Genomic DNA, 24,324 nt, shown 5'->3' with positions numbered 1-24,324 from the left:
GGACGGACTATTCGCCATGCACATTCAAGTTGCAGATCTTCGTGTCAATGTGCGTATCGAAGGGCCGGAAGCAGCGCCCGTCGTTACGCTCAGTCACTCCCTCGCCGCTCATCTAGAGATGTGGCAGCCTCAAATGGCGGCGCTTGTTCGGAATTTTCGGGTATTGCGCTACGATATACGAGGCCACGGTGGATCATCGATGCCCCCCAGTACGCCTGATATCGCCGCGCTCGCTGAGGATATTCGCGGGCTTCTGGACGCACTCGGCATCAGACGCACCCACTTTGTCGGCTTGTCGATGGGCGGTATGATCGGGCAGCAACTGGCTATCGCCCATCCCGAATACATCGAAAGCCTTGTGCTGGCCGATACGCTCAGCGCCTACAGTGACGCGCACCGCCCGATGTGGCAGGGCCGGATCGATGCCGCGAGCGGCGCAGATGGCATGGAGCCCCTCGTCGAACCTACCATACAGCGCTGGTTCACTGAGGCTTTTCGGCTTGCCAATCCCGCGGGGATGGATTGGGTGCGCGGCATGATCCGCGCCACGCAGCCAAATGGTTTCATCGGCTGCTGCCACGCGTTAATGGCACTCGATCTTACCGATCGACTTCCCATGATCACCGCTCCTACACTGGTCATGGTCGGACGCCAGGATCCAACCACGCCGGTAGCTGGTGCAGAAATCATCGCGCAAGCGATACCAAATGCGCGCCTGATGATTATCGAAAACGCCGCCCATATTGCTAATGTCGAACAACCCGAGGTATTTACGCACCATCTTCTCGACTTCCTCTCGGAGCATGACAGAGACGAAACGGCTGACGGCTAATCTCCTCATCCAGGATCAAGAACGACGCGGGCCGGGACGTGCGCAGGTGCGGGGAATTTTGCAGAACACTTGCAGGAGGGACCGGATGCCTTTGCAGTGCTCCGCCTCTATTCGGCCGCGGATCGTCTCGGCAGGCCAGTCGCCCTCTTGGCTTCGATTGCCGGTCTTCTCATCAGCCGTCCTATTGTCGCTTCATGGAATGCCAATAGTGCACGAGGCCTCGGGTCCACGCATGCGTCCACCGCAGCCACTCGCGCCGGAAAGGCAAAGTCGGTCGACTGCATAAATCCGGATTATATGTCTGGAAAAGCGCCGACGGCGCGTGGGGAAGTATTTGAGTATCCACCGGCACCAATGTTAGATGGGCTGAAAATCGCAGAACTCGAGGCTGCGATGGTGGTCAACTCACCGGGTTTTCCATGAAGCGGACAAGCCTCTTTATCGCTGTGCCAGCGTACGATCGTCGTATTTATACCGATACATCGCTATCCATCATGGATACTGTCATGCAATTGCGGGACCGGAAGGCCGCCGCGAGTGTCTTTTTCATGCGCGGATGTGCACTTGTTCATCACGCGCGCAACATGATCGTCAGTGAGTTTCTGGCAAACAAGGACGCGACGCACCTCCTCTTCGTCGATTCAGATATGAAGTTCGAGGCAAGGACGATCCTGAACATGCTACGCTGCGAGGTACCTTTTGTTGCAGCGCCCTATGTTGCCAAGAGCTATCGGAACCTACCCACGCGTGCCGTGCAGCCCCGAGACCTCAACGCTTTCCACGAAGCCGCGGTGAACTGGAACGTGGTCTTCGAGGACCCGGGCGTCATGACTGGCGCGGTCCCACCAAAGGATGTGCGCAACAACTTCGCGCGCGTCAAACGCATCGGAACGGGCTTGATGCTGCTGCGACGCGATGTGCTGGAAACGATGGTGAAGAAGTATCAGCACACCGAATACCGGGCCGGCGATGCTGATGAATTCCCTTATGCGGTGAACAGGTTCTATGATCTCTTCACGACGCGTATCGATGAGACGGGGCTGTTCATCGGCGAAGATTTCGCATTCTGTGACCGTTGGATCAACGAATGCGGCGGTGAAATCTGGTGTGATCTCACCGCGAAGGTCTCGCACATGGGCCATCATGAATATACTGGCACGCTTGGCGACTACTTGGCGATTCACCGGGGCATTCGCAAACGCGCCGAAGCCCCGGCCTGAGCGGGCCCGACCTCCTGGACGATCGGCGGTACACCACACCCAAATTCTTCAGAAAGGTGATATCCGATCAATGGTGGTGCGGACGACGGGACTCGAACCCGTACTCCTATACAGGAGGCAGATTTTAAGTCTGCTGCGTCTACCGATTTCGCCACGTCCGCCGAGCTCTTGCTCACCCATGAAGGGTTATCCGGCGCGCGCCCATAGAGCAAGCGCAGGACTGATCGTGACAAGCCTCACGCACAACTATCCAGTGCCGCGGCAAGGCGTGCCCATTCAGGTTCTGTGCCAGGAAGCCCGAAGCGGAGATGAAGCGGCTCCTCGGGAAAACGCCGGACGATAATGCCGCTCTCCCCGAGCATCCGATACCACTGCTCCGCCGCATCGTTCCTCACAAGACGGAAGAGCGTCGTGCCACCGACTACCGCAAGCCCCGCCCTGCCGAGCAGATCGTCGAGGCGTCGGGTCGCCGCCGCGAGCGCGGCTCTCATGGCCACATGCCAGTTCGTATCAGCAAGTGCCGTCTGTCCAATCGCGATGGCTGCGCCGGAAACCGGCCAGGCGCCGAGGTGATCGCGCAGCCGCCGCGCGAGGTCGTCGTCACTTGTCAGCGCGAAGCCAAGCCGCACGCCGGCAAGGCCAAAAAATTTGCCGAAAGACCGAAGGACGAGCGCGCGCCGACGGCCCGCGAGCCGATCGGCGAAGCTGACATCCGGCATCACGTCCGCAAAGGCTTCGTCGATCACAAGCAGCCCCGTCGGGCCAAGTTGCGCTTCCACTTCGGCGAGCGTCTCGGCCGAGAGACTGCGCCCGTCGGGATTATTCGGGTTGGTCAGAACGACAACAGCCGCGTCGCGATGGTGCGCCAGTGAGGACACGATCTCGACACTGTGGCCGGCCGCCGTCCAGGCGGGCGCATGTCCACCATAGGTCGGCCCCAGCACCGCGACGCGGCGCGGGGAAAGAAGCCACGGAATACGCTGGATCAGCGCCTGGCTTCCCGGCCCGGCGACCACATGCGTTCCGGCCGTCGCGCGATAGGCGACGACGGCCGCTTTCTCAAGCGCGTCCAGTTCGGCTGGTTCGGGCAAACGCGTCCAGACCGCAGGGGGAAGTGCCGGAATGGGGTAGGATACCGGATTGATACCCGTCGAAAGATCGACCCAGGGTTGACGTGCCTGGGGAAAAGTCCGGCTTGCGGCGCCGAGATCGCCACCGTGGAGCACGGGCGATATTCCTGCGTATCCAGACATGTTATCGCCTTCTTCCACCATGGACCTGCAAACGACCCTTATCATCGCCGCCGTGGCGCTCGCCCTTGAGGCGCTGATCGGCTATCCGCAGCGCCTGTACCGCGTCATCGGCCACCCGGTGACATGGATGGGAAGGCTGATCGCATGGCTCGACAGGCACCTCAACAAGGAAAAGCACGCCCCTGCGACGCGGCGGCGCTGGGGGATCGTGGCGCTCGTCCTGCTCCTTTCCATCGTTGGGGGCATCGCCTGGTTTATCGAGAGCATCCTTTATCACCTGCCGCTGATACTGGTGCTGCCGGGTCTCATCATCCTCGCCATCATCGCCTCCACCGGGCTCGCCCAGCACAGTCTTTTCACCCATGTCCGCGCTGTCGCGGATGGGCTGGAGAAAGGCGGGCTGCGAGGCGGCCGGGAGGCTGTCTCGAAAATCGTCGGCCGGGATCCGGAGAGCCTCGATGAACAGGGCGTTGCCCGCGCCGCGATCGAAAGCCTCGCCGAGAACTACGCGGACGGCGTCGTGGCCCCCGGCATGTGGCTCGTCATCGCGGGCCTCCCAGGCATGGCCCTCTACAAGGCGATCAACACCGCCGACAGCATGATCGGCCACCGCACACCGCGGCACGATGCCTTCGGCTGGGCCTCGGCGCGCCTCGATGACCTTGTCAATCTCCCAGCCTCGCGGCTCGCTGGCTGCCTCCTCATCGCCGCGACCTGGATAACGCCTCATGTCGCGCGGCAAGGCATCTTTCAGGCGATGAAGCGCGATGCGCCGCGCCACCGTTCGCCGAATGCCGGCTGGCCGGAGGCTGCGATGGCGGCGGCGCTTGGACTCAGGCTCGCGGGCCCTCGTACCTACCATGGCCATGTCGTCCATGACCATTGGATGGGCGACGGCCGTGCGGACGCAGGTCCCGCGGACATCCGCCGCGCGCTCGCCCTCTACCGCAATGCCTGCGTCCTGCAGTGGCTCCTGATCGCCGCGTTGTTTGTCCTGTTCTCCTAACGGACTCAACCCGCTGCGCCACCGCGGATTGGCGGCTGGAAAGTAAGTCCCATGTCCCAGGGCAGATAGATCCAGGTGTCCTGTGAGACTTCGGTGATAAAGGTGTCGACAGCCGGACGGCCTTGAGGTTTTGCATAGACCGCAGCGAAATGGGCCTCCGGCAAAACTTCGCGGACCATGCGCGCGGTCTTCCCGGTGTCGACCAGATCGTCGATGACGAGGACCCCTTTGCCTGTGCCGCCGCCAAGTGCCTTGATGCTGGGTGAGACGTCCTTGAGGATCTTCAGGTCGCCTTGGTTCTTGTAGTCGTGATAGCTCGCCGCACAAATCGTCTCGATCAGGCGGATCTCCAATTCGCGCGCAACGACGGCTGCAGGGACGAGGCCCCCCCTTGTAATGCAGACCATGGCGTCGAATGGCCCGAAGGCGTGTAGACGCCACGCCAGGGCGCGCGCATCCCGGTGGAATTGATCCCACGACACGGGGAAGGCTTTTTCTGAAGATCCTACCATTACACTATCTTTCGTTCACTTTCGTCTTGGCGAAACGGCCTTGGCCGAAGCGCTGTGCGCATGATGAATTCAGGGCTCGTTGTATCAGGCCGAGCCGTCTCAGGGGCGCACAACATCGAGGGACGTCAGCATATGGCGCACGGCCTCCGCGGCGATGGCGAGCCGCGATGCCTCGCGGGAACGCAGCACCAGATTGGTCTTGAAGCCGGTTTCGTCGTTGAAGGGATAGCTACCGATGATCACATCGGGGTAGCGCTCGGCGATCTCGCGCAACGGCCCGGCCACATCGCCTTCTTTGCATTCGGCGCGAATGGTCTCGGATAGCATCACGCGGCCCGTGGCGAGTTTCGGGGCCACACTGTCGAGCATCGCTTGCATGATCGCGGGTACGCCGGCCATCACGATGACGTTGCCGATCCAGAAGCCCGGGGCCTTGGAAACCGGATTTGCGACGAGTTCCGCGCCTTCCGGGATCCGCGCCATGCGGCGGCGCGCCTCATTGAGGTCCTCCGGCTTGATACGCTCCAGCAGACAGGCAATGGCGCGCGGGTCTTCATGGATCGGCACACCGAAGGCCTTGGCGACGCTGTCAGCGGTAATATCGTCATGCGTCGGGCCGATGCCGCCGGTGGTGAACACGTAGGTGTAGCGGCTTCTCAGGGCATTCAGTGCGTCAATGATCGCAGCTTCGTCATCGGCGACGATACGAACCTCGGTGAGATCGATCCCGATCGCCGTGAGATATTCAGCGATATAGCCGATATTCTTGTCCTTGGTACGGCCTGAGAGAATCTCGTCGCCGATCACAAGAAGAGCAGCCGTCACCACGTTCATCTCAACCGCAGCCGCCTCGCTCATGTTCACTCTCCTTGCCCACCGAGGGCCGACGATAGCCCTGCGCTCGCGTTGATCTACTCTCTGGACCGGCCTCTCTCAAGAGTGCAAGCTTCAGCGTGGCAAAGCAGCGGTGGCAAGGCGGCCTTGAGAACGGAAACGGACGCTGATAACCCCAGCTGTCCTTCGTTCTCCCGCGAGGCCTTTGATGCAATTTCCCTCACCTTTGATCGAAGGTCGCCTGATCACGCGATACAAGCGCTTTCTGTCCGACGTGCAATTGACCGATGGAAGCACCATCACAGCCCATTGCGCCAATCCGGGGGCCATGCTGGGCCTCGTGACGCCCGGCAACCGAGTCTGGCTGTCGCTTTCGCCCAATCCGGCCCGAAAGCTACGCCACTCCTGGGAGATGGTCGAGGCGGACTTTGGAGCAGGCCCGCAATTGGTCGGCATCAACACGTCGCTGCCGAACAGCCTTGCCACCGAGGCGATCGCCGCCGGCGTCATTCCGCCGCTTGCCGGCTATGCGCGCCTGCGCCGGGAAGTGAAATACGGTCGCGCGAGCCGCGTCGACATTCTTCTGGAGGATGACGACCGTCCCGCCTGCTATGTGGAGGTGAAGAACGTCCATATGATGCGCCAGCCCGGCTTCGCGGAATTCCCGGATTGTGTCACCGCGCGCGGAACGAAGCATCTCCACGAACTCGGCGACATGGCCGAGGACGGGTACCGCGCTGTCATGCTGTTTGTGATCCAGATGGAGGCCGAGCGCTTCACCCTTGCCCGCGACATTGACCCGACCTATGCGGCGGCGTTTGACCACGCCAGATCGCGCGGTGTCGAGGCCTATGCCATCACCTGCCGGTTGAACACTGAGATGATCGCGGCCGATCGACTTGTCCCGATTATCGGGTGAAGGGCTTTCCATAAGCACGGCAGATGCCGGTTACCTAAAATCATAATCTTTGTTGTTATTGACACACGCATCAGGCACCTTGCGCCAAGATTAAGCAGCGCCTGAGGCCGGTCCCAGGCTTCACCACACTTCTGAGGGTTGATATGCCATTCCCGTTGACTGCCCTGGCCATTGGCGCACACCTCATTCTCGCCGCCGAAGGCCCCGTGCCCACGCTCGACACCGCGCCCAGCTGCCGTGCGGCCGCGGAATTCGGCGCACAGTCCAAGACGACCTTTAATCAATGCATGAACGATGAAAAAAGCGCTCATGCGGCGATTGAAAAGGAATGGAAGACCTTCTCGACCGGAAGCGTCGACAGCTGCCTCTCGGAAACCCGCTCCGATGGCACCCCGAGCTATGTCGAGCTGCAGGAATGTCTTGAGCTCGCCCGCGACTCAAAGAAATACCAGAACCAGCCGCAGCCGAAGATCTGAGGCACGCCGATCTCACGCGTGGGCGGCATCTCTCCGATAGCCGTCCTCGCTCAAATCTTCATCTTTCGAAGATCAGATTGAGGCGCGTTCGCATCACGAAGCGGTATCCTTTCGAAATGAGGCGCTTCGGTAAATCCGTATGCCAGCGCCCCTCCCCGTCTTCGATGATCAGGAGCTTGGGAAACAGCGAAGCCGGCGCCTGATCCAGGAACGGTTCCATGATGAGATCCTCGGCGCCCTCCACGTCCAGCTTGGCCGCGTCCAAATGCTCGAAGCCCTCCTCGCGCAGAAGCTCGAGCAGGGTCTTGGCCGGCACGCGGATCGCCGTAGTGTTTTCTGAACCGACGATCTTGACGCTCGATTCACCCCGGTTCTCGTAGTCGAGAAACAGGGTCAACTCGCCGGACTTATCGGCCAGCGCGCAGGCGATGGCCTTGATGGTGCCGAACGGATTGAAGCGGATGTTCGCGACGAGCCGTTCGAATATGTCGGGCTGTGGTTCGATGGCGAGAATGCGGGCACGCGGGCCGGCCTGCGCGGCGACGAAAAGGCTATAAGCGCCTACGTTCGCGCCGATATCGATGAAGGTGCAATCGCCTTTCAGGCGGCTCGCGAGGATTTCCCGCTCCTTCACGTCGAAATATTGCGGCGTGAAGAGAATGCGCTTCTCGCAGATGTTGTTGTACGGGAAGAGACGCATGCGCACGCCGAGCGTCTCGACGTCCACGGGGCGTCCATCCATACTGCGCAACGCGATATTGCGCAGGGCAAGCGCGGTCCGCTTCGGAAGCCAGACGTCAGGCATCGCGCGGGTCATGGCAATGATGGACCGCAGCGGATTCGTCGGGGCAAAGGTTCCAAATGGCTCGCTATCATAGGAGCCGGCATTCACGAGCGTCATGGTGGGGATACTTACACCGCCCGCGATCGATACGCCAGCGGGCGTCCACTCCTTCGCCCCTTGCGGTGATCTCGGCATGGACTAGAGTTGGCGCGGGGGATCATCGGTACGCCGCCTGCTGCGTAAGCAGGAGGCCGCATGACCCTCGCCGGAATGGCGCCTTCCGTGCTGCAATCGGCTTTTCTGAACACGGCTTCTTCGGGGTAAGCGTGATGATCGAGCTCAGCGATGCTCTTGTGAGCCGCCGCGGCAACGGTATCAAGATCTATGGCCGCGAGGCTTTCCAAGGCATGCACCGGGTCGGCCGTATTGCCGCCGAATGCCTCGATATGCTGGCCGCCCACGTCAATCCCGGCACCACGACCGAGGCCATCGACAAGCTGGTCTTCGATTTCGGTATGGCGCACGACGCCCTCCCCGCCCAGCTCATGTACCGCGGCTATCGGCACTCCTGCTGCACGTCTCTTAATCACGTGGTCTGCCATGGTCAGCCTAACGACAAGCCATTGCGCGAAGGCGATATCATCAACATCGATGTCACCTTTATCCGTGATGGCTGGCATGGGGACTCCAGCCGCATGTACACCGTCGGTGAAGTCCCGCGCCGCGCCTTGCGGCTCATCGAGATCACATATGAATCCCTGATGCGCGGGATCGGCGTGGTACGGCCAGGAGCCACGACGGGGGATATCGGCGCTGCCATTCAGGAATTCGCCGAATCAGAACGCTGCTCGGTGGTCCGGGATTTCTGCGGCCATGGGATCGGTCTTGAATTCCACGAACAGCCAAGCATCCTGCATTTCGGCCGCCCCGGCGAGGGAGTGGCCCTCGAGCCGGGCATGATCTTCACCATCGAGCCCATGATCAACCTGGGGCGCCCGCAGGTGAAGGTGCTTTCCGACGGCTGGACGGCCGTGACGCGCGACCGCTCCTTGTCCGCGCAATTCGAGCATACCGTTGGCGTCACAGAGACGGGGGTCGAGATCTTCACGCTTTCGCCCGCCGGTCTGCATTGTCCTCCTTTCGCCAATGCCACGTGAGGCGAAGGTGATGGATCGGACCAGAGCGGGTGAGAGCACCGATCGCGCCAAAGAAGCATCCACGTCGCATGCGGTGGAAGACATTGCCCCGCATTACGCCAATCACCGCGAGCGGTTGCGCAAGCGTTTCCGTGAAGCCGGGGATGTCGGGCTTGCAGACTACGAACTGCTGGAGCTCGTGCTCTTCCGCTCAATCCCGCGTCGGGATGTGAAGCCGATCGCAAAGCAGCTTCTCAGGCGCTTCGGCAGCTTCGCGGAGGTGCTGGCCGCGCCTCCACCCCGGCTCGTCGAGGTGAACGGCGTGGGTGAGAGCGTCGTGACCGACCTCAAGATCATCGAAGCCGCCGCACGCCGGCTCACCAAAGGCGAGATAGCCCAGCGTCCGGTATTGTCATCCTGGAGCGCGGTGCTCGACTATTGCCGCACGGCGATGGCGTTCGCCGACAAGGAACATTTTCGTATCCTGTTCCTCGATAGGCGGAACTCCCTGATCGCCGACGAACTGCAGCAATCGGGCACGGTCGATCACACGCCGGTCTATCCGCGCGAGGTGGTTAAACGCGCCATCGAACTCGCAGCGAGCGCGCTTATTCTGGTCCACAACCACCCCTCCGGGGATCCAACACCGTCGACCGCGGACATCCGCATGACGCAGGATATTATCGCCATTGCAAAATCTTTAGGCATCGAAGTCCACGATCACATCATTGTTGGCCGAAATGGCCACGCGAGCTTGCGGGGAATGGCCCTAATATGAGGCTGTTAACCATGAAAATGGATTGACCCCGCTCTCTCATTGATAAGAATTCGCAATCGGTTCGCAGAAGCAACGACTCGTCAATCCAATCTGTGAAATATGCACTGTGCTTTGTTAGACGCGGGCTAGCCTGTCATTTCGATTGCGAGGACCATCGCCGCTTTGCTGTTCTCCGGCTTCCGCATCGCCCGGCCTGCGGCCTTGATTGGTCGTCTTCTGTGGCCAATCGCGCTGATCGTTGTTGCGGTTATAGCGGGGATGCTGCTTGCCCTCGTCCATATGAGCAACAGTATCGATGAATGGTCGGCCGCCGAACATCGACACCGGCTCGCCGAGGTCTTGACGGCTCATAAGAAGAATGTCGAGCAGCGGCTCGATACGATATTGGCGACAGTTGATCTCAATTCATCCGAAGTATCACGCGCAGGTCTCCTCTCTGACGTGACAGGGGGTGAGAGATCCGCACAACCCGGCGTATTTGAGGCGCTGGTGATGACCGACGGTTCGCGGTCCATCCGTCCTGTTGCTGTCGCGGGCTCTGCCGCGCCTTCTGACAGCCGGGGCGGACATGAAAGCCTGAAAGCTCTGGTCAACTTCTTTCTCGCCAATCCGCCGACACCGGGCCAGGCGGTCGACCACTTCGTGTATCACGATGGCGCCGTGTATCTCCTCGTCGCCAAGGATGGACGTGAACCGGCCCTTGCGGCTGCCGGAGCAGCCGGCCAGACCGCGGTCATCATTTACCGCTATACAGTTCGTGACATCGAAGCGATCGGGCGAGCAGCAGGCAGCGCGCCGGTCACGCTGACCCGCCAGCCCCCGCCCGGGCATGAGGCTCTGCCCATCAAGGCATCCCTTGGCGACAGCATGTCCCTGGCCTGGCAGCCGCCATTGCCGAGCCGCACCGTCTGGCCAAGGCTTGCCCTCATCATGGCGGTGGCCAGCGTCGTCGCCCTCTTCGCGCTTGCCGCTGTCTGGCTCATCGCTCGGCGGATGGCCTATAACGAGATCCGCATGCAGGATCTGTCACGGCGCCTCGCTGGGCAGGACACCTTGTCTGGCTTGCCCAATCGTCTCTCCTTCAGCATGCGGCTCGAACAGGAACTGGCGCGGAGCCACCGCTCCGGGGAAGGCCTCGCCGTTCTGTTCCTTGACATCGATCGCTTCAAGGACGTCAACGACATCTATGGCCATGCGGTCGGCGACAATGTGATCCGCGTCATCGCCCAGCGGCTCTCGAATCTGCTGCGCGGCGCGGACACCCTGGCCAGGCTAGGTGGCGACGAATTCGCAATCATCCAGACCGGCGTCACCGCCCATCACGACGCGGAGGCGCTTTGCCGCCGTATCCTTGAGGCGGTCAATAAGTCCATCGAGATGGGCGATGCGCTCGTCTCCGTCGGCATGTCCATCGGCATCGTTCTCAGCCCGCAAAACAGCACGGATCGGGACACGCTTCTAAGGCTCGCCGATACCGCGCTCTACCAGGCCAAAAACAGTGGCCGTAATCGTTTCAGCTTCGTCGAGCGTCAGATGGACGAGGCGCTGCGCCTGCGCAAGGTCGTGGAGGACGACCTGCGTAAAGCGATCGAGAACGATGAGCTCGTTCTGCACTATCAACCCCAGGTCGAGATCAATAACTACGGGATCGTTGCTGTCGAGGCTCTCGTGCGCTGGCCGCATCGCGAGCACGGCCTGATCGCGCCGGAGAAATTCATCGCCATAGCCGAGGAGAGAGGCCTCATCATCGCTCTCGGCGAGTGGGTTCTTCGGCGCGCCTGCGCGGATGCGAAGCGGTGGCCGGGCGTTCGCATCGCAGTCAACGTGTCCGCGATACAATTCCGCCATCGCGATTTCGTCTCGAACGTCATGCGCATTATCACGGAGAGCGGCATCGATCCGACGCGCATCGAGCTGGAGCTTACGGAAGGCGTCGTGGTCGAGGACGCGGATGCGGCCGAAGAAGCTATGATCGAGCTGCGTGCCCATGGCGTGCGCCTGGCGCTCGACGATTTCGGTACGGGCTATTCAAGCTTGATCTATCTGCGGCGCTTCGCTTTCGACAAGATCAAGATCGATCGCTCGTTCCTCGAAGCTGCCGAGACGACTGGCGAGTCTGCCATTCTCATCCATTCGATTGTCCATCTCGGCCGAGCGCTCGGCCTGACGGTGACGGCGGAGGGCGTGGAGACCCAGGAGCAGCTGGAATTCCTCCGCGCGCTGGGCTGCCATGAATTGCAGGGCTACCTCTTCTCGAAGCCCGTGGCCGCGGAGGACATCGATGAACTCCTCGCGCACCCCGGCGCGCTTCAGGAGCATCAGCCGGCCCTGATCAAGAAGGTGGCACAAGGCTCTAAATCAGGGCCGTAACACCGCTGACGATGGCAACGACGAAGCCTAGGCTGAGGCTGAGTCCTATGGCACCCACTGCAGTGCCGCCGATCACCAGGAGACCGTCCCGTTCCACGAGGCCGAGCCCGACCAGGCAGGCCGCCAGCCCAAGTGGAATCTGGCCTATGATCGGCGCAGCGACGAGAAGCGCCAGCGATATGACGAGCACGACCGCGCCGACGAGGCGGATGCCGATGGGTGTGCCGAAAAAGGTGAGCCTGGGCCGGGACCAATGCTCCAGCTTGCGCATCGTCGGCAATGCCCGCCCTACAGCGCGCGCGAAATCTGCCCGCGCCATGGAGCGGCTGAGAACTCGCTTCGGTAGCCAGGGGCTGCTGCGTCCGACCACCATCTGGATGGCCACGAACAGCAGGAGGAAGCCGAAGAGCAGCGGGATCGGCGGAGGCATCGGCAGGCAGTTTGGCAGACCCAGCACGAGGATCAGCGCTGCGAACGCCTGCTGGCGCAGGGCATCCAGCAACTCGCCTATAGTGAGGCGTTCGTGGGGGCGTGCCGCCAGTTCGAGCAATATGGCTGATGTGCTGGTCGATGAAGACACTGAGAAGGGGCCACCAATGCGAACGCGGGAGACTTCCTAGCCTACGCGGAGCGTTTGGCCAAGTCGCATCTGCCGCACAAGTGGCGTCTGGCGTCCATGTGATAACCACCGCGAGCCGGCTTCTTCTCAACGCGTGAGGGCCCTTCCGCCCTTTCGCGATGGCGGAAATGCTCGGTCTCCCCCGATTCATGCATTTCCGCACCGCATTCACGGCAGCGTTCGCTCAGAGAGACGTCCGGCTCGCCACTAGCGTTCAGTGAAAAGTGAACTCTCCGTCGATCGTGCGAATCTCCGCCGGCTTCAGCAGGCGGGCATGGGCCACCGTGACGGAATGCAGCGGCCCGTCCAGTTTGCTACGCCAGAAATCAAGAAAATGCCGGAGCTCGGGGAAATGGGGAGCGAGATCATAGTGCTGCCAGATGAAAGTCTGCAGCAGGTCCTGATGATCCGGCATGCGGTAAAGGATGGTTGCCGTTGTCAGGCCGTATCCGGCCAACTGAAGCTCGAAGTCCCTCGTAGAGAAATGTCGTGCAGACATGCGCGTCAATCCACTCCTGACACGATGCCGGCTTAGCAAGCCGCCGGCATCGAACAGCCGGGGCGAACTGCCGCTGTTTCAGGCAGACCGCCCAAGCGCCTAGAGTATGGGCAAATGCGCGCCAAAGATCAAGTTTATATTTTTAAATCAACACCTTAGCAGCAGACTCGCAACACTGCTGACAAGTTGTACAGCCCTTCGGATTGAAGCTTGTCCAATGCCCAAAACGAACGAGCGCGGCCAAGGCCGCGCTCGTGGAAGCGTTCCGGGCATTGTCTGCCGAATGGATCCGGCGACGGGTGTCAGCGGATCTGGATCCGCGCGAGATTGATGAACTGGGTCTCGCCAGATGAGCCGTTGACGCCGTCGTTATCGGTCACGATGAAGGCATTGCCGTCAGAGTCGACCGCGAAGCTCTCCACCTTATCGAGCACGTAGCCTTTGGGGGCGGCGAGATCGGGCACGAGGTCGCGGACCTGCTTCTTGGTGACTGTGGGGACGGTGCTCGCACCTGGCGCGGCCGGGGTGAGGCCCTTCACCGAGAACGACTGCAGCGTCTTCAGGGCCTTGTCGCCAAGCCGGTTGTCGCGCTCCACGACCACGAAGGTATCGTCGCCGATCGCCGTGATCTCGGACAGTCCCACCCAGCCGTCATCAACGTTCGCGAGGGGGTAGTGCAGGACGCCCCAGGTCTTCGTTGCTGGCTTGTAGGACAGGATCTTGGCCTTGCCCTTAGGATCGTCCTTCCATTCGCGCTGAACTGCGATCCACACGGTCTCGTCGGTACCTTCGCCTGTCACGGCAACGCCCTCGAAACCGTAGCGGGTGGCATGCTTGGCCAGCTCTTCCGGCAGCGCAATCTCTTCCTCGACCGCGCCATTCGGCGCGATGCGCACGAGTTGGTTGACCGTCGGGTTGTCCTTCTTCTCGGGATTGCCTTCGGACACCAGCCAGAAGCCGCCGCCGCGACGGAAGGCGATGCCTTCGCCGTCATAGCTTGCCGCCTTGCCGTCGCGGGTTACGGGCGTCGCCTTGATGATACGCGCCGGCTTCGCCGTCGCATCGATCTCGAGAATACGCGTGTTGCCGTAGAAGCTGTCTGTGACGGTAAAGAGCCGGCCAGGGGTGACGCCGTCGGTGGTGAGGCCCGAGAGCGCCCCCCAGGGCAGCGGCAGGCCGTCGGCATCATTCACCGAGACGATCGTCGGATAGGTCGGCGTGCCTTCAGCGCGCTCGTAAAGCACCACATAGCTGCGCGGTCCGCCGTCCTTGACGTTGTCGGCCTCGTTGGCGGTGACGAAGAGGTTGCGGCCGGGAATGGCGAGCAGCCCTTCCGGCCCGACTCCCGACGGCAGCGTCTGCACATATTCCGGCGCCTGCCCCGGGCCCTTGTCACGGAACACGAAGACGACCGAACCGCGCTCCGAGGCGATGAAGATCAGCTTGTCGTTCCCGAACGTCGCGACCTCGCCGCCTTCCGGCTCCACGCCCTTGGCGCTGGCGCGCTTCTCCGGGAAATGGCCGAGACGCACCGCGATATGCTCAAGGAAGTTGCCGCTGTCATACTCCACGCGGCCGTCACGATTGAAGATCGTGAAGCCGCGCGAGCCGCCCTGGTAGTCGCCTTCATTGGAGGTGACGAAACGCTCGTCGTCGATCCAGTGGACCGTGTCGGGCTCGCGCTTGACGGCCTCGATGCGCCCGTTGAGCGCGATGACACCATCACGCTTGGCATCGACCTTGTCGAGCGTCACCGCACCCGCCGGGAAATGCTTCACGACCTTGCCCGAGGCGAGATCGACGATGGCGAGGTGATTGTTCTCCTGCAGCGAGACGACAGCCTCGTTGCGGCTGTTGATGTCGACGAACTCGGGCTCGGGATCCTCCGGCGCGACCTCGCTGAGGCCCGTGAGGTCCACCACCTTCTTGCCGGCGCAATCGACGCCATTGTTAGCAAGGGAAAAGACCGTGAGATTGCCGCCCGGCAGCTGCGGGATCTTGCCCTTGTCCTTGTCCTCATCACGCTCGTTCTCGATGACGACGGCGAGGAACTTCTTGTCCCGGCTGGCGGCAACCGAGTCCGGCTGGCCGCCTAGATCGCAGGTTGAATCGACAGCCTTCGTGGCGAGGTCGACGATGGCAAGCTCGCCAGCGGGCTTGGCCTTGTCCTTGGAGGTGACGACCGCGACGAGCGCCTTGCCGCCAACGATGGTGACCGAGGTCGGCTCGCCCTTGAGCGGCAGGAAGCCGGCCGCCTTCGGCGCGGCGGCCTCCGTGATGTCGATGAAGCCGATGCCTTCCTGGGGCGAGTCCGTATAGACGAGGAGGTTGCCGTCCTCGGACACGGTAACGATCTCGGCCACGGTTTCTTTGGCAGCGTCGCGATCCTTGGGCAGGTTGGCGACGACCGGGAAGCTCGCGATCCTGTTGAAAACAGGTTCGGCGGCTGCAGCCAGGCAGGTGCTGGCCAGGAGCACCGCCGCGAGGGCGGATGTGGATGTGATGCGACGCATGGCGTCCCCCAGGGCAATTGCGTGAGCGGCGTATGGCCGCGTTATGGACAGGCGCAATCGACTGGAGTTGCGTGACGGCTGGATGACAACGTTGCGCGATAGACCAATCAATCCAATGTTTGCCGGAACCGCGCGATCGCGACACCCATTGCGACGAACATGGCGACGGCCAGCGCCAGCGTGTCTCCCTGCAAGGTGGCGAGGTCACTCCCCTTGAGCATGATGCCGCGCGTGATCCTCAGGAAATGGGTCAGCGGCAGTGCCTCGCCGATCCATTGCGCCCAGCGCGGCATGCCAGCGAAAGGAAAGGCGAAGCCCGACAGGAGAATGTTGGGCAGAAAGAACATGAAGGCCATCTGGATAGCCTGCAGCTGGTTCTGCGCCACGGTGGAGAAGGTGTAGCCGATCGCGAGATTGGTTGCGATGAACAGCGTCGTCAGCGCCGCCAGCAACGTCAGGCTGCCGAGGATCGGCACGCCGAACAACAGCGCCCCGGCGCCGATGATGATCGCCCCCTGGATGAAACCGATGAGCACATAAGGCAGGATCTTGCCGAGCATGATCTCGACCGGACGGATCGGCATGGCCAGCAGCGATTCCATCGTGCCGCGCTCGCGCTCGCGTGTCACCGATAGCGCCGTGAAGATCAGCATCGTCATGGTGAGGATGATACCGAGCAGGCCCGGCACGATATTGAGCTGCGACACCGCGGCCGGATTGTAGCGGGCATGGGCGCGGATCTCGAACAGGGGACCGCTTTCGGCCTCGTCACGCGGCGGCAGGCCGCGTTCATGAACCAGAGCGCTCCCGACGATGCCGTTGAGGGCAGCGATGGCGCTGCCGGTCGCGACCGGATCGGTGGCATCGGCGGCGACGAGAAGAGCCGGCTTGTCGCCACGGCGTAGCGCGCGCTCGAAATCGGCCGGAAATTCGATGCCGAACTGCACCTCACCGGACGCAATCGCGAAATCGAAGTCCTTCTCGCTACGCACCTGCCTGATGATCTTGAAATAGGCGGTATTGCTGAAGGCGGCGAGGATCGCGCGGGTGGCATCGCTGTCGTCCTGGATGAGGACCGCCGTCGGCAGGTGGCGCGGGGTGGTGTTGATCGCGTAGCCGAACAGGACGAGCTGGACGAGCGGTATGAAGATCATCGTCGCGAAGGTGATGCGGTCCCGCGAAAGCTGCAGCCCCTCCTTGATCAGCATCGCCCAGACGCGCCGGAAGAAGCCGCCTCGCGGGGGGCGTTTGCCAGTATCCCGGGGGCGCGGTTGCCCGATCATTGGAAATTGTCCTTCGACCGGTTCATAAGGTCGATGAAGACATCCTCCAGGGTCGGCTGATCCTCGTGCCAGGTAAGACCCGGATCATTGCGATAGGGCACGATCGCGGCATCGAGCCTTGCCTTGTCACGTCCCGCGACATGCAGACTCGCGCCAAAGGGCGCGACCATGTCGACGCCCTCGCGGCTGTTGAGCTCTTCCGCCAGCCGCCACGTATCGCCGCCGGTCACTATCCATGTGGCAAGGCCGGAATGGCGGATGACGTCCTCCACCGGGCCGCGCGTCAGCAGTTCGCCATAGGCGATGTAGGCGATCTCATGGCAGCGCTCGGCCTCGTCCATGTAGTGGGTCGAGACGAGCACCGTCAGCCCATCGCTCGCAAGCTGATGGATCTGGCTCCAGAAATCGCGCCGCGCCTTGGGATCGACACCCGCGGTCGGCTCGTCGAGCAGCAGGAGTTGGGGTTCCGGCAGGATACAGGCGCCGAGCGCGAGCCGCTGCTTCCAACCGCCGGACAATGTGCCGGCCAACTGATGGCCGCGCCCCTCCAGCCCAAGTCTCACGAGTGCCGCTTGTGCCGCCTCACGTGGGTTGGCGAGCCCGTAGAGCCGGCCGACGAATTCGAGATTCTCCCGGACGGACAGATCCTCATAGAGGCTGAAGCGCTGGGTCATGTAGCCGACGTGCCGCTTGATCTCGGCCGCTTCCGTCAGGATGTCGTAGCCGAGGCAGGTGCCGGAGCCGGCATCAGGCGTCAGAAGCCCGCAGAGCATGCGGATGGTCGTCGTCTTGCCGGAGCCGTTTGGCCCGAGAAAGCCGTAGATCTGCCCGCGATAGACCCGCATGGACAAATCCCGGACCACCACGCGCTCACCGAATTTCTTCGTGAGGCCCTGCACGTCGATGGCAACGGCACGGCCGTTGCCGCGGTCTTCGTCAGCGCCATGCACCGGGCCATCGACGGCGCTCATACCGGCACTCATGGCGCCGCCCCGTCGCGCAGCATCACCGTGACGGGTTGGCCGACACGGAACTTGGCCGGATCGGAGGGCCTGGCCTCCACCATGAACACGAGCTTCGTGCGCTCCTCCTGCGAATAGATCACCGGTGGGGTGTATTCAGCCTGTCGCGACAGGAAGGAGACCTGCGCGGTGAGATTGTCAGCGCAACCATCACAGCTTACGGCTACGGTCTGGCCGACGTCGAGGCGCGGCAGTAGCGCCTGGGGCACGAAGAAGCGGATCTTCAGATTGGCCGGCGGCAGCAGCGCGACCACCGGCCGGCCGGCCGGCACCATCTCGCCCGTGCGGTAGTAGACCTGCTGGACGCTGCCCGCCGCCGGTGCGTTGACCTGCCGCCGGGTCAGGCGCTCCTCGGCGGCCGCCAAGGAGGCTTCCGCAGCGCCGACCGCATGACGCGCGGCCTCGATGTCCTCGTCGCGCGCGCCAAGCTCGGCCACATTGATCTGACGCTGGGTCTCCAGGAGCTGCGCCGCGTTCTGGTCGCGCAGCGCGGTTGCGTTATCGAGCGCGGCGCGGCTCGTATTGCCGGTGGCGAACAGCCTCTGCTGGCGATCAAGGTCCGACTGCGCGAGCTGGAGGGCCGCACGTACGCGCGCCTCGCTCGCACGCAGAATGGCGATTTCCTCCGGTCTTTGCTGAGCCTCGATCAGGCGCGCCAGCCTTGCGCGCGCTTCAAGAAGCGACGCCTTGGCCTGGTCGCGCGCAGCGACCTGCAGGGGATCATCAACCGCAAAGAGCGGAGCGTCCTTGGCCACGGTCGTCCCCTCGTCGACCGAAAGCGTGACAAGCCGACCGGCCTCATCCGGGCCAATGAACAGGAGATCCGCTTCCACGTAGCCCTGGAAACCCGGCGGACCGCCCTGCTGGCAAGCCGAGAGACTGAGGGACGCGACAAGGCTGAGCGCGACGCCGCAGCCGGCCAACGTTCTGCGCGCTCCCGCCGCGAAGGATCTCACGCTGTCTCGCATCCGAGGCCTCGCATCATCATGTTGATATAACTGTCGAGAAATGCATCGGTATCGAGCGGCTCGAAAGTGTCGAAAAGCGCTTGCCAGATCACCGACACCAGAAGTGGCGCCACAACGATCTGCGGGAAGCGTTGCAGGCTGTCAGGGGTGATTTCGCCTCGCTCCACCCCGCGCGCCGCCACGGCCCGTATCAACGCCATGCCTCGGCTGACCACCTCTTGCCAGTAAAACTCGGCAAGCCAGGGAAACCGGGGCGCCTCGCTGATGACCAGCCGCAGGATGTCGGCGCGCTGGGTCCCGAGGAGCTCGCGCTGCATGACGGTGGCCAATGCCTGCAGCAGCTCGCGCGTGCTGCCCTCGAAGGAGGCCGCCAGCGTCGCGCCGCCGGCGATGACAGGGCCGATCTCTTCGTGAATGAGACTGCGGAACAGCGCTTCCTTATCAGCGAAATGGACGTAGATCGTGCCCTTGGCCACTCCTGCCCGTGCCGCCACATGGTCCATGCGCGTGGCCACGTAGCCCTCGGCCAGGAATACGTCCAAGGCTGCCTCAAGAATTTTCTTGCGGCGCGCACCGGCGCTCACGCGACGGCCGCGCCTACCCTCTTTGCCGTTGCCCTGTTGCGCCATCGCGTGCATCCATTTATGACTGACTAGTCAGTCAATATAAACGCACGCCGGTCCTGATTCCAGAGCGACAGACTGTGCTTGGAGCTATAGGGGGAGCGATGTGGCAAGGCTGGCGCGCAGATAGCCGATGGCTACCTGCGGAATCCGGGCGACCGTCATGGAGGAATGCGGGCTGCAGTGCTGGTCAGAGGCGCGGGGCGGCGACGATCGGGCGCCGAGCTGCGATCAGGGCCGGAATGGCGGCCAACGCGGCACCACCAAACGTAAGCGCAGCGAGGAACGGTGCATCGGCCATCTTCAGGCTGACAGGCAGAACAAGCGCGGTGGACAGGGTGAAGAAATCACCGAGCAGCAAGGCGGCGACATAACCAAACACCACACCCAGAAACAAGCCGAACGCCACGATCGTGAAGAGCTGCGTCCATACCAAGCGGAAGATCGAGGCGCGCGAGACCCCGAGGACGCGATAGGCGGAAATCTGTCCGCGGCGATGCTCGAGATGGCTGACCGCGACGAGCACGATAGCCACAGCGACACATGCGAGTCCGCCAAGAGCGATGATGTTCAGGGCCGACTGAAGATTGGCGAATGTACCGCGCAGCGCCTCGAGCTCATCCTTCGGGACGATCGCCATCGCCAGATCGTTGGTGTAACCCTCCTTGAGGCGGTGAATGTCGGCAGGTGACTTGGCCCGCACGGCAATGGCGCCGACATCCCTCAGGGGACGCGTCCACGACTGCAGGGACGTCGGAGGTGCCAACGCGCCCACACGAGCACCGCCCTCCCCGGCCGTCGTCATCACCAGACGCGGCGGAGCCTCGCCGATGATGTCCTCATCCGGAGACCATGGGGGAGCGTCCCGCTTCTGCCAAAAACTTTCGAGTGGTACCAGGATGGCGCGATCCCAGGGCGTGCCGGTCCAATTCAGCCGCCCCACGATGGTATAGCTGTTCAACCCTCTAACCCCCGGCCCACGGCGCCGGTCATCCGGAGAGAGGGTCACGAGCTCATTAGGCCCCACAGGAGACCGTGCGCCGACAACCGCCTCGCCCGGCGCCATGAACATCCGACCGGCCGCCAACTGGACCCGGCCGCCATCCGTCGCGAAGGCCGCCGTCGTTCCGATGATCGGCATGCCGCGGAAGCGTTCGCCGAAGATGAGCGGCGCGACGGCCGTCGCGCGCTTGTCGGCAAGAAGCTGCTCTACGACTTGCGGATGCATGCCAATCAGCGGCTCACGGCGCAGGAGAAGGCTTGACAAGGTCAAGTCGACCTCGCTTCCGGGTGCCCCGACGACGACGTCAAAGCGTTCTGCTGCGTGGTTTGCTGCCTGGACCAGGGCACGCTCCCCAATGCGCAAGGCAAGAACCAGGGCTGCGGCCACAGCGATCAGTGACACCAGGATGATCGTGGCGAGCCACATGCGGCGAAGATCGGCCGCGATCAGCTTGACAGCTATCACGATGCGATCTCCACGCAGCCCTCAGATAGAATACGACCCGCGCGCAGCGGAACCACATGATCAACACGGCTGATCAACCGCTCGTCATCGGTAAAGGCGACAAGCGTGACGCGTTCCTGACGAGCGAGCGCTAGAAGACTGTCGCCGATCGCTTCCGCGGCATGCTGCGGCAGGTCCCCCGTCGGATCGTCCACGAGGAGAATCTCGGGACGCTTGAGCAGCATCCGCGCGAGCGCCACTCGCCGCCGCTCGTCCCGGGCGAGACCATCGACCAGCCTGCCGGGCTCCAGGAGACCAACTTGCCCCATCAGCTTGACGGCTCGCGCGCGCCGGTCCTTAGCGCCGCGCCAGAATCCGAAGCCGGAGTTGCGGCCAAGGTCAGTCGGCAGCAACACATTGTCCATGATGCTGAGACCGGGAAAAAGATGCGTTTCACGGGACATGAGCCCCATATGACGCGCCCGCCAGAGGTCGCGCTTGGGCGCGGAAAGCGCCGCGATATCCACCCCGTTCCACACCACCCGACCGGTCGTCGGCTTCTCCAATCCCGCGAGAATGTTGTGGAGCGCTCGCTTGCCGATGTCAGCGCGGCCGGTCACAGCCGCCATGACCCCACGCCCGATCCCCAGTCGGGGGACAGAGAGTTCACAGTTCCCACGGTCGCGATAGGAAACCGTGACGTCGGCGAGCTCTAATGCCTGCATGGCCAGATACTTCAGTGGGCGGCGACGGGCGAACGAGCTCGCCCTGCCTGCCCATTTCTATGGCATGAATGGCCACCTCTCGTCGAGATAGATCACAATTGCGTCATGTGCCATTTTTCGAGGTGGACGCGCCTGTCTCAGCGAGTCCGGGGAAAATTCTGCTGGATAGCAGCAAGCGCCTCCGGGGTATCGACATCGCCGACGATCGCGGGATCATCCACGGCGATCTGGAGCACGTTCTCGCGTGCGAGGAGCCGCCGAGCACCCTCATCACCGGTAAGCCTCATCACCGGCGGAAACAGCCCGCGCGACAAAAGCACCGGGTTGCCCCACTTCCCGCCAAGGGTCGGCACGACCGCCGCATAAGAAGACGCAGTGTCCAGGGAATGGATGAAGGCGTCGATCAAACTGTCGAGCAGCGATGACGGGACGACCGGCATGTCACCGAGCACGATCAGCGCACCATCGACGTTGTCCGGAAGAGCTGCGATCCCCGCTTGGAGGGAGGAAGCGAGACCGGTTGCATAGGCCGCGTTGTACACCGGCGAAACCGGCAGACCCGCCAAGACACCGGTCATAGTTTCCGCCTCATGTCCCGTGACCACGACTATAGGGCGCGCCTTCGAGCCGAGCGCCGCCAGCACGGCGTGGAGGACCAGCGGTTTGCCGGCAAGCGGGATCGTAAGCTTGTTGACTGGTCCCATTCGCGTCGAGCGACCCGCGGCAAGGACAATCGCAGCGACCCCGCTCATCCGCCCTCCCCATGGCCATCATGACCATTGGCGTCCAACTCGGGTTCCCCACCCTCTCTCGGCTGCGGGCGCGACCGGATTTCCATGAGCAGCCCGCCTACCCCGAGCCGGGTGATGTCGGCGCGGGTCACGGCGAGGCCGGCGAGCAGCCGATGCAGCACCCAGTCGAAGCCGTTCTCCTTAGGCGAGCGCGCGCATCCTGGGGCACCGAGCACGGGCCGGCCGGCCCGTTCGCCCAGAAGCAGCAGGTTGCCGGGATCAACCGGCATGCCGAGATGGCGGATTTCACCGCCAACGGCCTCGAGCGCCGCCGGCACCACATCCCGGCGGTCTGCCACCGCCGAGGCGCCGAAGATGACGAGAAGGTCGGCTCCCGCGCTGTCGATCGCGGCAATGGCCGCGGCCAGGGCCTCGGTTGAATGGTCCACCCTCACGTCCGCGACCACTGTCGCGCCCGCTGGCGCGAGGCGCTGACGCAAGACTTTCAACGTCTTGTTGATGGTGCTTTCCTTGAGGGAAGGAAGGCGCGTCGAGATAACCGCCACACGCCGCGCGCGGTAGGGAGCGACGCGCACGAGGGCCGTTCCCTGGGTGGCTAACTCCAGCGTTCGGGTGAGGATCGCGCCGGCGACGGCATAAGGAATGATCTTGACCGTGCCGACCATGTCGCCGGCAGCCACGGGCCTGTAGGCGGGCAGTGTGGCCATTGTCACCGTTTCATCCACGGCGTTGACGGCATCGATCCCGGGGCTGTCGACGACAAGCACGCCGGATAGTGTCGCATAAAGATTGGAGCGCCCCGTGAACGGCGCCTCCACCCTGACCCCCGGCCCCGCCACCGCCTTCGCGAGGGCCGCCGCTGCCTCGTCTTCGGGCACATCATCCCGCTCCAGACGTGCAGCGGTGAGGGAGGCAATACCCGCCGCCTGCAGATCGGTGATGTCGGCAGCAGCGAGGCGATGGCCTTTCTTGATGACCCGCGCTGGCAGCCGAAGGGAATGCGCAACGATGGCGCCTTCCGCCTCCTGAACGCTCACCGGTCCGAATTTCACGACGCCCGCTCCCGCGGGGCATCGAGCCGCAGCGCGGCCACGACCTCGCCCAGAATGGCGAGCGCGATCTCGGCCGGGCTGACAGCGCCGATCGGCAATCCGATGGGCGCCTTGATGCGCGCGACATCCGCGTCGGAAAGGCCCTGCGCCTTCAAGCGGTCGAGCCGCTTGGCGTGGGTCTTGCGCGATCCGAGCGCACCCACATAAAAGGCGTCGCTTCTCAATGCCGCCACAAGTGCGGGATCATCAATCTTGGGGTCATGGGTCAACGCGGCGAAGGCCGTATACCGATCGAAGGGCATGTCCTTGAGCGCCTCTTCCGGCCATTCGGCCAAAAGCCGAACGTCGGGAAAGCGCTCCGGAGAGGCAAAGGCCGTGCGCGGATCAATGACGGTGACGTCTAGATCAAGGAGCCGCGCCATGGGCACCAGCGCCTGGCTGATATGCACCGCTCCCGTCACGACGAGCCTGACAGGGGGCACCTGTACGGTGAGGAAATAACCGCCGCTTTCCGTCTCAATCACACCGCTCTTGCCAAGCCGAAGTCGCTCGATGATGGCCTCCGCAAGGGGATCGCTCGCGGCCTCCACCGCCTTCACAAGCCGCTGTTCGCCAGCAGCGAAAGGCGTCACCAGGACGGCCGCCCTCCGCGCAGCCCGCTCAGCATTCAGGGCAGCGAGTTGTTCAAGCTTCATGGCGTG

At 62.9% G+C, this 24,324-nt stretch carries 24 protein-coding genes and 1 tRNA gene; 8 read left to right on the top strand and 17 right to left on the bottom strand.

Translation table 11 applies throughout. The features are described from left to right. Window positions 1–16: 16 nt before the first annotated feature. Together pcaD and KIO76_RS12640 are read left to right on the top strand one after the other, a co-directional pair. Window positions 17–832 carry a 3-oxoadipate enol-lactonase gene (gene pcaD / locus KIO76_RS12645; protein ID WP_213323609.1) on the top strand — a complete coding sequence of 272 codons (816 nt, stop codon included), beginning with the start codon at window positions 17–19 and terminating at the stop codon, window positions 830–832. 506 nt (window positions 833–1,338) lie between these two features. Further along, window positions 1,339–2,052 (top strand): hypothetical protein, encoded by a 714-nt coding sequence (locus KIO76_RS12640; RefSeq protein ID WP_213323608.1) that lies wholly within the window; start codon window positions 1,339–1,341, stop codon window positions 2,050–2,052. A 74-nt stretch (window positions 2,053–2,126) separates the two neighbouring features. Here KIO76_RS12640 and KIO76_RS12635 read toward each other — a convergent pair. Both KIO76_RS12635 and cobD read right to left on the bottom strand, forming a co-directional pair. After that, window positions 2,127–2,213: transfer RNA gene (locus tag KIO76_RS12635), tRNA-Leu, on the bottom strand. A 75-nt stretch (window positions 2,214–2,288) separates the two neighbouring features. Continuing rightward, entirely contained in the window at window positions 2,289–3,305 is a 1,017-nt protein-coding gene (gene cobD, locus KIO76_RS12630; protein WP_213323607.1) for a threonine-phosphate decarboxylase CobD, read from the bottom strand. On the opposite strand from cobD, the gene cbiB reads away from it, so the two are divergent. Then, on the top strand, window positions 3,304–4,311 hold the full coding sequence (gene cbiB, locus KIO76_RS12625; RefSeq protein WP_249729585.1) for an adenosylcobinamide-phosphate synthase CbiB: 1,008 nt from the start codon (window positions 3,304–3,306) through the stop codon (window positions 4,309–4,311). The two genes, cobD and cbiB, sit on opposite strands and share 2 nt — an antisense overlap. A gap of 5 nt (window positions 4,312–4,316) precedes the next feature. On the opposite strand, the gene gpt is transcribed toward cbiB, so the two are convergent. Both gpt and KIO76_RS12615 read right to left on the bottom strand, forming a co-directional pair. Continuing rightward, window positions 4,317–4,823, bottom strand: a complete 507-nt coding sequence (gene gpt / locus KIO76_RS12620; RefSeq protein WP_213323606.1) for a xanthine phosphoribosyltransferase — start codon at window positions 4,821–4,823, stop codon at window positions 4,317–4,319. A 99-nt stretch (window positions 4,824–4,922) separates the two neighbouring features. Beyond that, entirely contained in the window at window positions 4,923–5,681 is a 759-nt protein-coding gene (locus tag KIO76_RS12615; RefSeq protein WP_213323605.1) for a competence/damage-inducible protein A, read from the bottom strand. A 184-nt stretch (window positions 5,682–5,865) separates the two neighbouring features. Between KIO76_RS12615 and sfsA the strand changes: the two genes are divergently transcribed. Together sfsA and KIO76_RS12605 are read left to right on the top strand one after the other, a co-directional pair. After that, window positions 5,866–6,576: a DNA/RNA nuclease SfsA gene (sfsA, locus tag KIO76_RS12610; RefSeq protein ID WP_213323604.1), complete on the top strand. Its 711-nt coding sequence runs from the start codon at window positions 5,866–5,868 to the stop codon at window positions 6,574–6,576. A gap of 155 nt (window positions 6,577–6,731) precedes the next feature. Then, entirely contained in the window at window positions 6,732–7,052 is a 321-nt protein-coding gene (locus KIO76_RS12605; RefSeq protein WP_213323603.1) for a hypothetical protein, read from the top strand. A 58-nt stretch (window positions 7,053–7,110) separates the two neighbouring features. On the opposite strand, the gene KIO76_RS12600 is transcribed toward KIO76_RS12605, so the two are convergent. Next, window positions 7,111–7,869, bottom strand: coding sequence for an FkbM family methyltransferase (locus KIO76_RS12600; protein WP_502761885.1), 759 nt, complete (start codon window positions 7,867–7,869; stop codon window positions 7,111–7,113). A 296-nt stretch (window positions 7,870–8,165) separates the two neighbouring features. On the opposite strand from KIO76_RS12600, the gene map reads away from it, so the two are divergent. The 3 genes from map to KIO76_RS12585 all read left to right on the top strand — a co-directional run bounded on the left by map (window position 8,166) and on the right by KIO76_RS12585 (window position 12,120). Then, a complete protein-coding gene (gene map / locus KIO76_RS12595; RefSeq protein WP_213323602.1) occupies window positions 8,166–8,993 on the top strand; it encodes a type I methionyl aminopeptidase in 828 nt (275 codons plus the stop codon). Between the two features lie 10 nt (window positions 8,994–9,003). Beyond that, entirely contained in the window at window positions 9,004–9,750 is a 747-nt protein-coding gene (gene radC / locus KIO76_RS12590) for a RadC family protein (RefSeq protein WP_213323601.1), read from the top strand. A gap of 162 nt (window positions 9,751–9,912) precedes the next feature. Further along, window positions 9,913–12,120 carry a putative bifunctional diguanylate cyclase/phosphodiesterase gene (locus KIO76_RS12585; RefSeq protein WP_213323600.1) on the top strand — a complete coding sequence of 736 codons (2,208 nt, stop codon included), beginning with the start codon at window positions 9,913–9,915 and terminating at the stop codon, window positions 12,118–12,120. Here the strand turns inward: KIO76_RS12585 and KIO76_RS12580 are convergent. The 12 genes from KIO76_RS12580 to KIO76_RS12530 all read right to left on the bottom strand — a co-directional run bounded on the left by KIO76_RS12580 (window position 12,104) and on the right by KIO76_RS12530 (window position 24,318). Continuing rightward, window positions 12,104–12,700: an exopolysaccharide biosynthesis protein gene (locus tag KIO76_RS12580; protein WP_213323599.1), complete on the bottom strand. Its 597-nt coding sequence runs from the start codon at window positions 12,698–12,700 to the stop codon at window positions 12,104–12,106. The genes KIO76_RS12585 and KIO76_RS12580 overlap by 17 nt on opposite strands. Before the next feature lie 253 nt (window positions 12,701–12,953). Further along, complete coding sequence (locus tag KIO76_RS12575; RefSeq protein ID WP_213323598.1) at window positions 12,954–13,238, bottom strand: usg protein; 285 nt, start codon at window positions 13,236–13,238, stop codon at window positions 12,954–12,956. A 302-nt stretch (window positions 13,239–13,540) separates the two neighbouring features. After that, window positions 13,541–15,751, bottom strand: coding sequence for an esterase-like activity of phytase family protein (locus KIO76_RS12570; RefSeq protein WP_213323597.1), 2,211 nt, complete (start codon window positions 15,749–15,751; stop codon window positions 13,541–13,543). A gap of 107 nt (window positions 15,752–15,858) precedes the next feature. Then, window positions 15,859–17,034, bottom strand: coding sequence for an ABC transporter permease (locus KIO76_RS12565; protein WP_213323596.1), 1,176 nt, complete (start codon window positions 17,032–17,034; stop codon window positions 15,859–15,861). After that, a complete protein-coding gene (locus KIO76_RS12560; protein ID WP_213323595.1) occupies window positions 17,031–18,005 on the bottom strand; it encodes an ABC transporter ATP-binding protein in 975 nt (324 codons plus the stop codon). The genes KIO76_RS12565 and KIO76_RS12560 overlap by 4 nt, the downstream gene beginning before the upstream one ends. A gap of 8 nt (window positions 18,006–18,013) precedes the next feature. Continuing rightward, window positions 18,014–19,012 carry an HlyD family secretion protein gene (locus KIO76_RS12555; RefSeq protein ID WP_291976136.1) on the bottom strand — a complete coding sequence of 333 codons (999 nt, stop codon included), beginning with the start codon at window positions 19,010–19,012 and terminating at the stop codon, window positions 18,014–18,016. Then, entirely contained in the window at window positions 19,009–19,653 is a 645-nt protein-coding gene (locus tag KIO76_RS12550; protein WP_213323593.1) for a TetR/AcrR family transcriptional regulator, read from the bottom strand. Before KIO76_RS12550 ends, KIO76_RS12555 begins: the two co-directional genes overlap by 4 nt. A gap of 184 nt (window positions 19,654–19,837) precedes the next feature. Then, the gene (locus KIO76_RS31595) at window positions 19,838–21,115 is read right to left on the bottom strand and encodes an FtsX-like permease family protein (protein ID WP_213323592.1); all 1,278 of its coding nucleotides are present in this window, start codon (window positions 21,113–21,115) and stop codon (window positions 19,838–19,840) included. Continuing rightward, window positions 21,112–21,819 carry an ATP-binding cassette domain-containing protein gene (locus KIO76_RS12540; protein ID WP_213323591.1) on the bottom strand — a complete coding sequence of 236 codons (708 nt, stop codon included), beginning with the start codon at window positions 21,817–21,819 and terminating at the stop codon, window positions 21,112–21,114. Before KIO76_RS12540 ends, KIO76_RS31595 begins: the two co-directional genes overlap by 4 nt. 137 nt (window positions 21,820–21,956) lie before the next feature. Further along, window positions 21,957–22,571 carry a nucleotidyltransferase family protein gene (locus KIO76_RS30970; protein WP_249729584.1) on the bottom strand — a complete coding sequence of 205 codons (615 nt, stop codon included), beginning with the start codon at window positions 22,569–22,571 and terminating at the stop codon, window positions 21,957–21,959. Next, window positions 22,568–23,623: a molybdopterin-binding protein gene (locus tag KIO76_RS30965; RefSeq protein ID WP_291976137.1), complete on the bottom strand. Its 1,056-nt coding sequence runs from the start codon at window positions 23,621–23,623 to the stop codon at window positions 22,568–22,570. The genes KIO76_RS30970 and KIO76_RS30965 overlap by 4 nt, the downstream gene beginning before the upstream one ends. Next, window positions 23,620–24,318, bottom strand: a complete 699-nt coding sequence (locus KIO76_RS12530) for an XdhC family protein (RefSeq protein WP_213323590.1) — start codon at window positions 24,316–24,318, stop codon at window positions 23,620–23,622. The genes KIO76_RS30965 and KIO76_RS12530 overlap by 4 nt, the downstream gene beginning before the upstream one ends. Window positions 24,319–24,324: the final 6 nt, after the last annotated feature.

The organism is Chelatococcus sp. YT9, assembly GCF_018398315.1.
GTDB lineage: Bacteria > Pseudomonadota > Alphaproteobacteria > Rhizobiales > Beijerinckiaceae > Chelatococcus.
This window is presented reverse-complemented; position numbering and strand designations above follow the sequence as displayed.

Coding starts and splice junctions, on each gene's coding strand:
- KIO76_RS12550 (WP_213323593.1), bottom strand. CDS start 19,653: ATGGCGCAACAGGGCAACGGCAAAGAGGGTAGGCGCGGCCGTCGCGTG.
- cobD (WP_213323607.1), bottom strand. CDS start 3,305: ATGTCTGGATACGCAGGAATATCGCCCGTGCTCCACGGTGGCGATCTC.
- pcaD (WP_213323609.1), top strand. CDS start 17: ATGCACATTCAAGTTGCAGATCTTCGTGTCAATGTGCGTATCGAAGGG.
- gpt (WP_213323606.1), bottom strand. CDS start 4,823: ATGGTAGGATCTTCAGAAAAAGCCTTCCCCGTGTCGTGGGATCAATTC.
- KIO76_RS12600 (WP_502761885.1), bottom strand. CDS start 7,869: ATGACCCGCGCGATGCCTGACGTCTGGCTTCCGAAGCGGACCGCGCTT.
- KIO76_RS12570 (WP_213323597.1), bottom strand. CDS start 15,751: ATGCGTCGCATCACATCCACATCCGCCCTCGCGGCGGTGCTCCTGGCC.
- sfsA (WP_213323604.1), top strand. CDS start 5,866: ATGCAATTTCCCTCACCTTTGATCGAAGGTCGCCTGATCACGCGATAC.
- cbiB (WP_249729585.1), top strand. CDS start 3,304: ATGTTATCGCCTTCTTCCACCATGGACCTGCAAACGACCCTTATCATC.
- KIO76_RS12540 (WP_213323591.1), bottom strand. CDS start 21,819: ATGCAGGCATTAGAGCTCGCCGACGTCACGGTTTCCTATCGCGACCGT.
- KIO76_RS12560 (WP_213323595.1), bottom strand. CDS start 18,005: ATGAGCGCCGTCGATGGCCCGGTGCATGGCGCTGACGAAGACCGCGGC.
- KIO76_RS12640 (WP_213323608.1), top strand. CDS start 1,339: ATGCAATTGCGGGACCGGAAGGCCGCCGCGAGTGTCTTTTTCATGCGC.
- map (WP_213323602.1), top strand. CDS start 8,166: ATGATCGAGCTCAGCGATGCTCTTGTGAGCCGCCGCGGCAACGGTATC.
- KIO76_RS12565 (WP_213323596.1), bottom strand. CDS start 17,034: ATGATCGGGCAACCGCGCCCCCGGGATACTGGCAAACGCCCCCCGCGA.
- KIO76_RS12575 (WP_213323598.1), bottom strand. CDS start 13,238: ATGTCTGCACGACATTTCTCTACGAGGGACTTCGAGCTTCAGTTGGCC.
- KIO76_RS30970 (WP_249729584.1), bottom strand. CDS start 22,571: ATGAGCGGGGTCGCTGCGATTGTCCTTGCCGCGGGTCGCTCGACGCGA.
- KIO76_RS12530 (WP_213323590.1), bottom strand. CDS start 24,318: ATGAAGCTTGAACAACTCGCTGCCCTGAATGCTGAGCGGGCTGCGCGG.
- KIO76_RS12615 (WP_213323605.1), bottom strand. CDS start 5,681: ATGAGCGAGGCGGCTGCGGTTGAGATGAACGTGGTGACGGCTGCTCTT.
- radC (WP_213323601.1), top strand. CDS start 9,004: ATGGATCGGACCAGAGCGGGTGAGAGCACCGATCGCGCCAAAGAAGCA.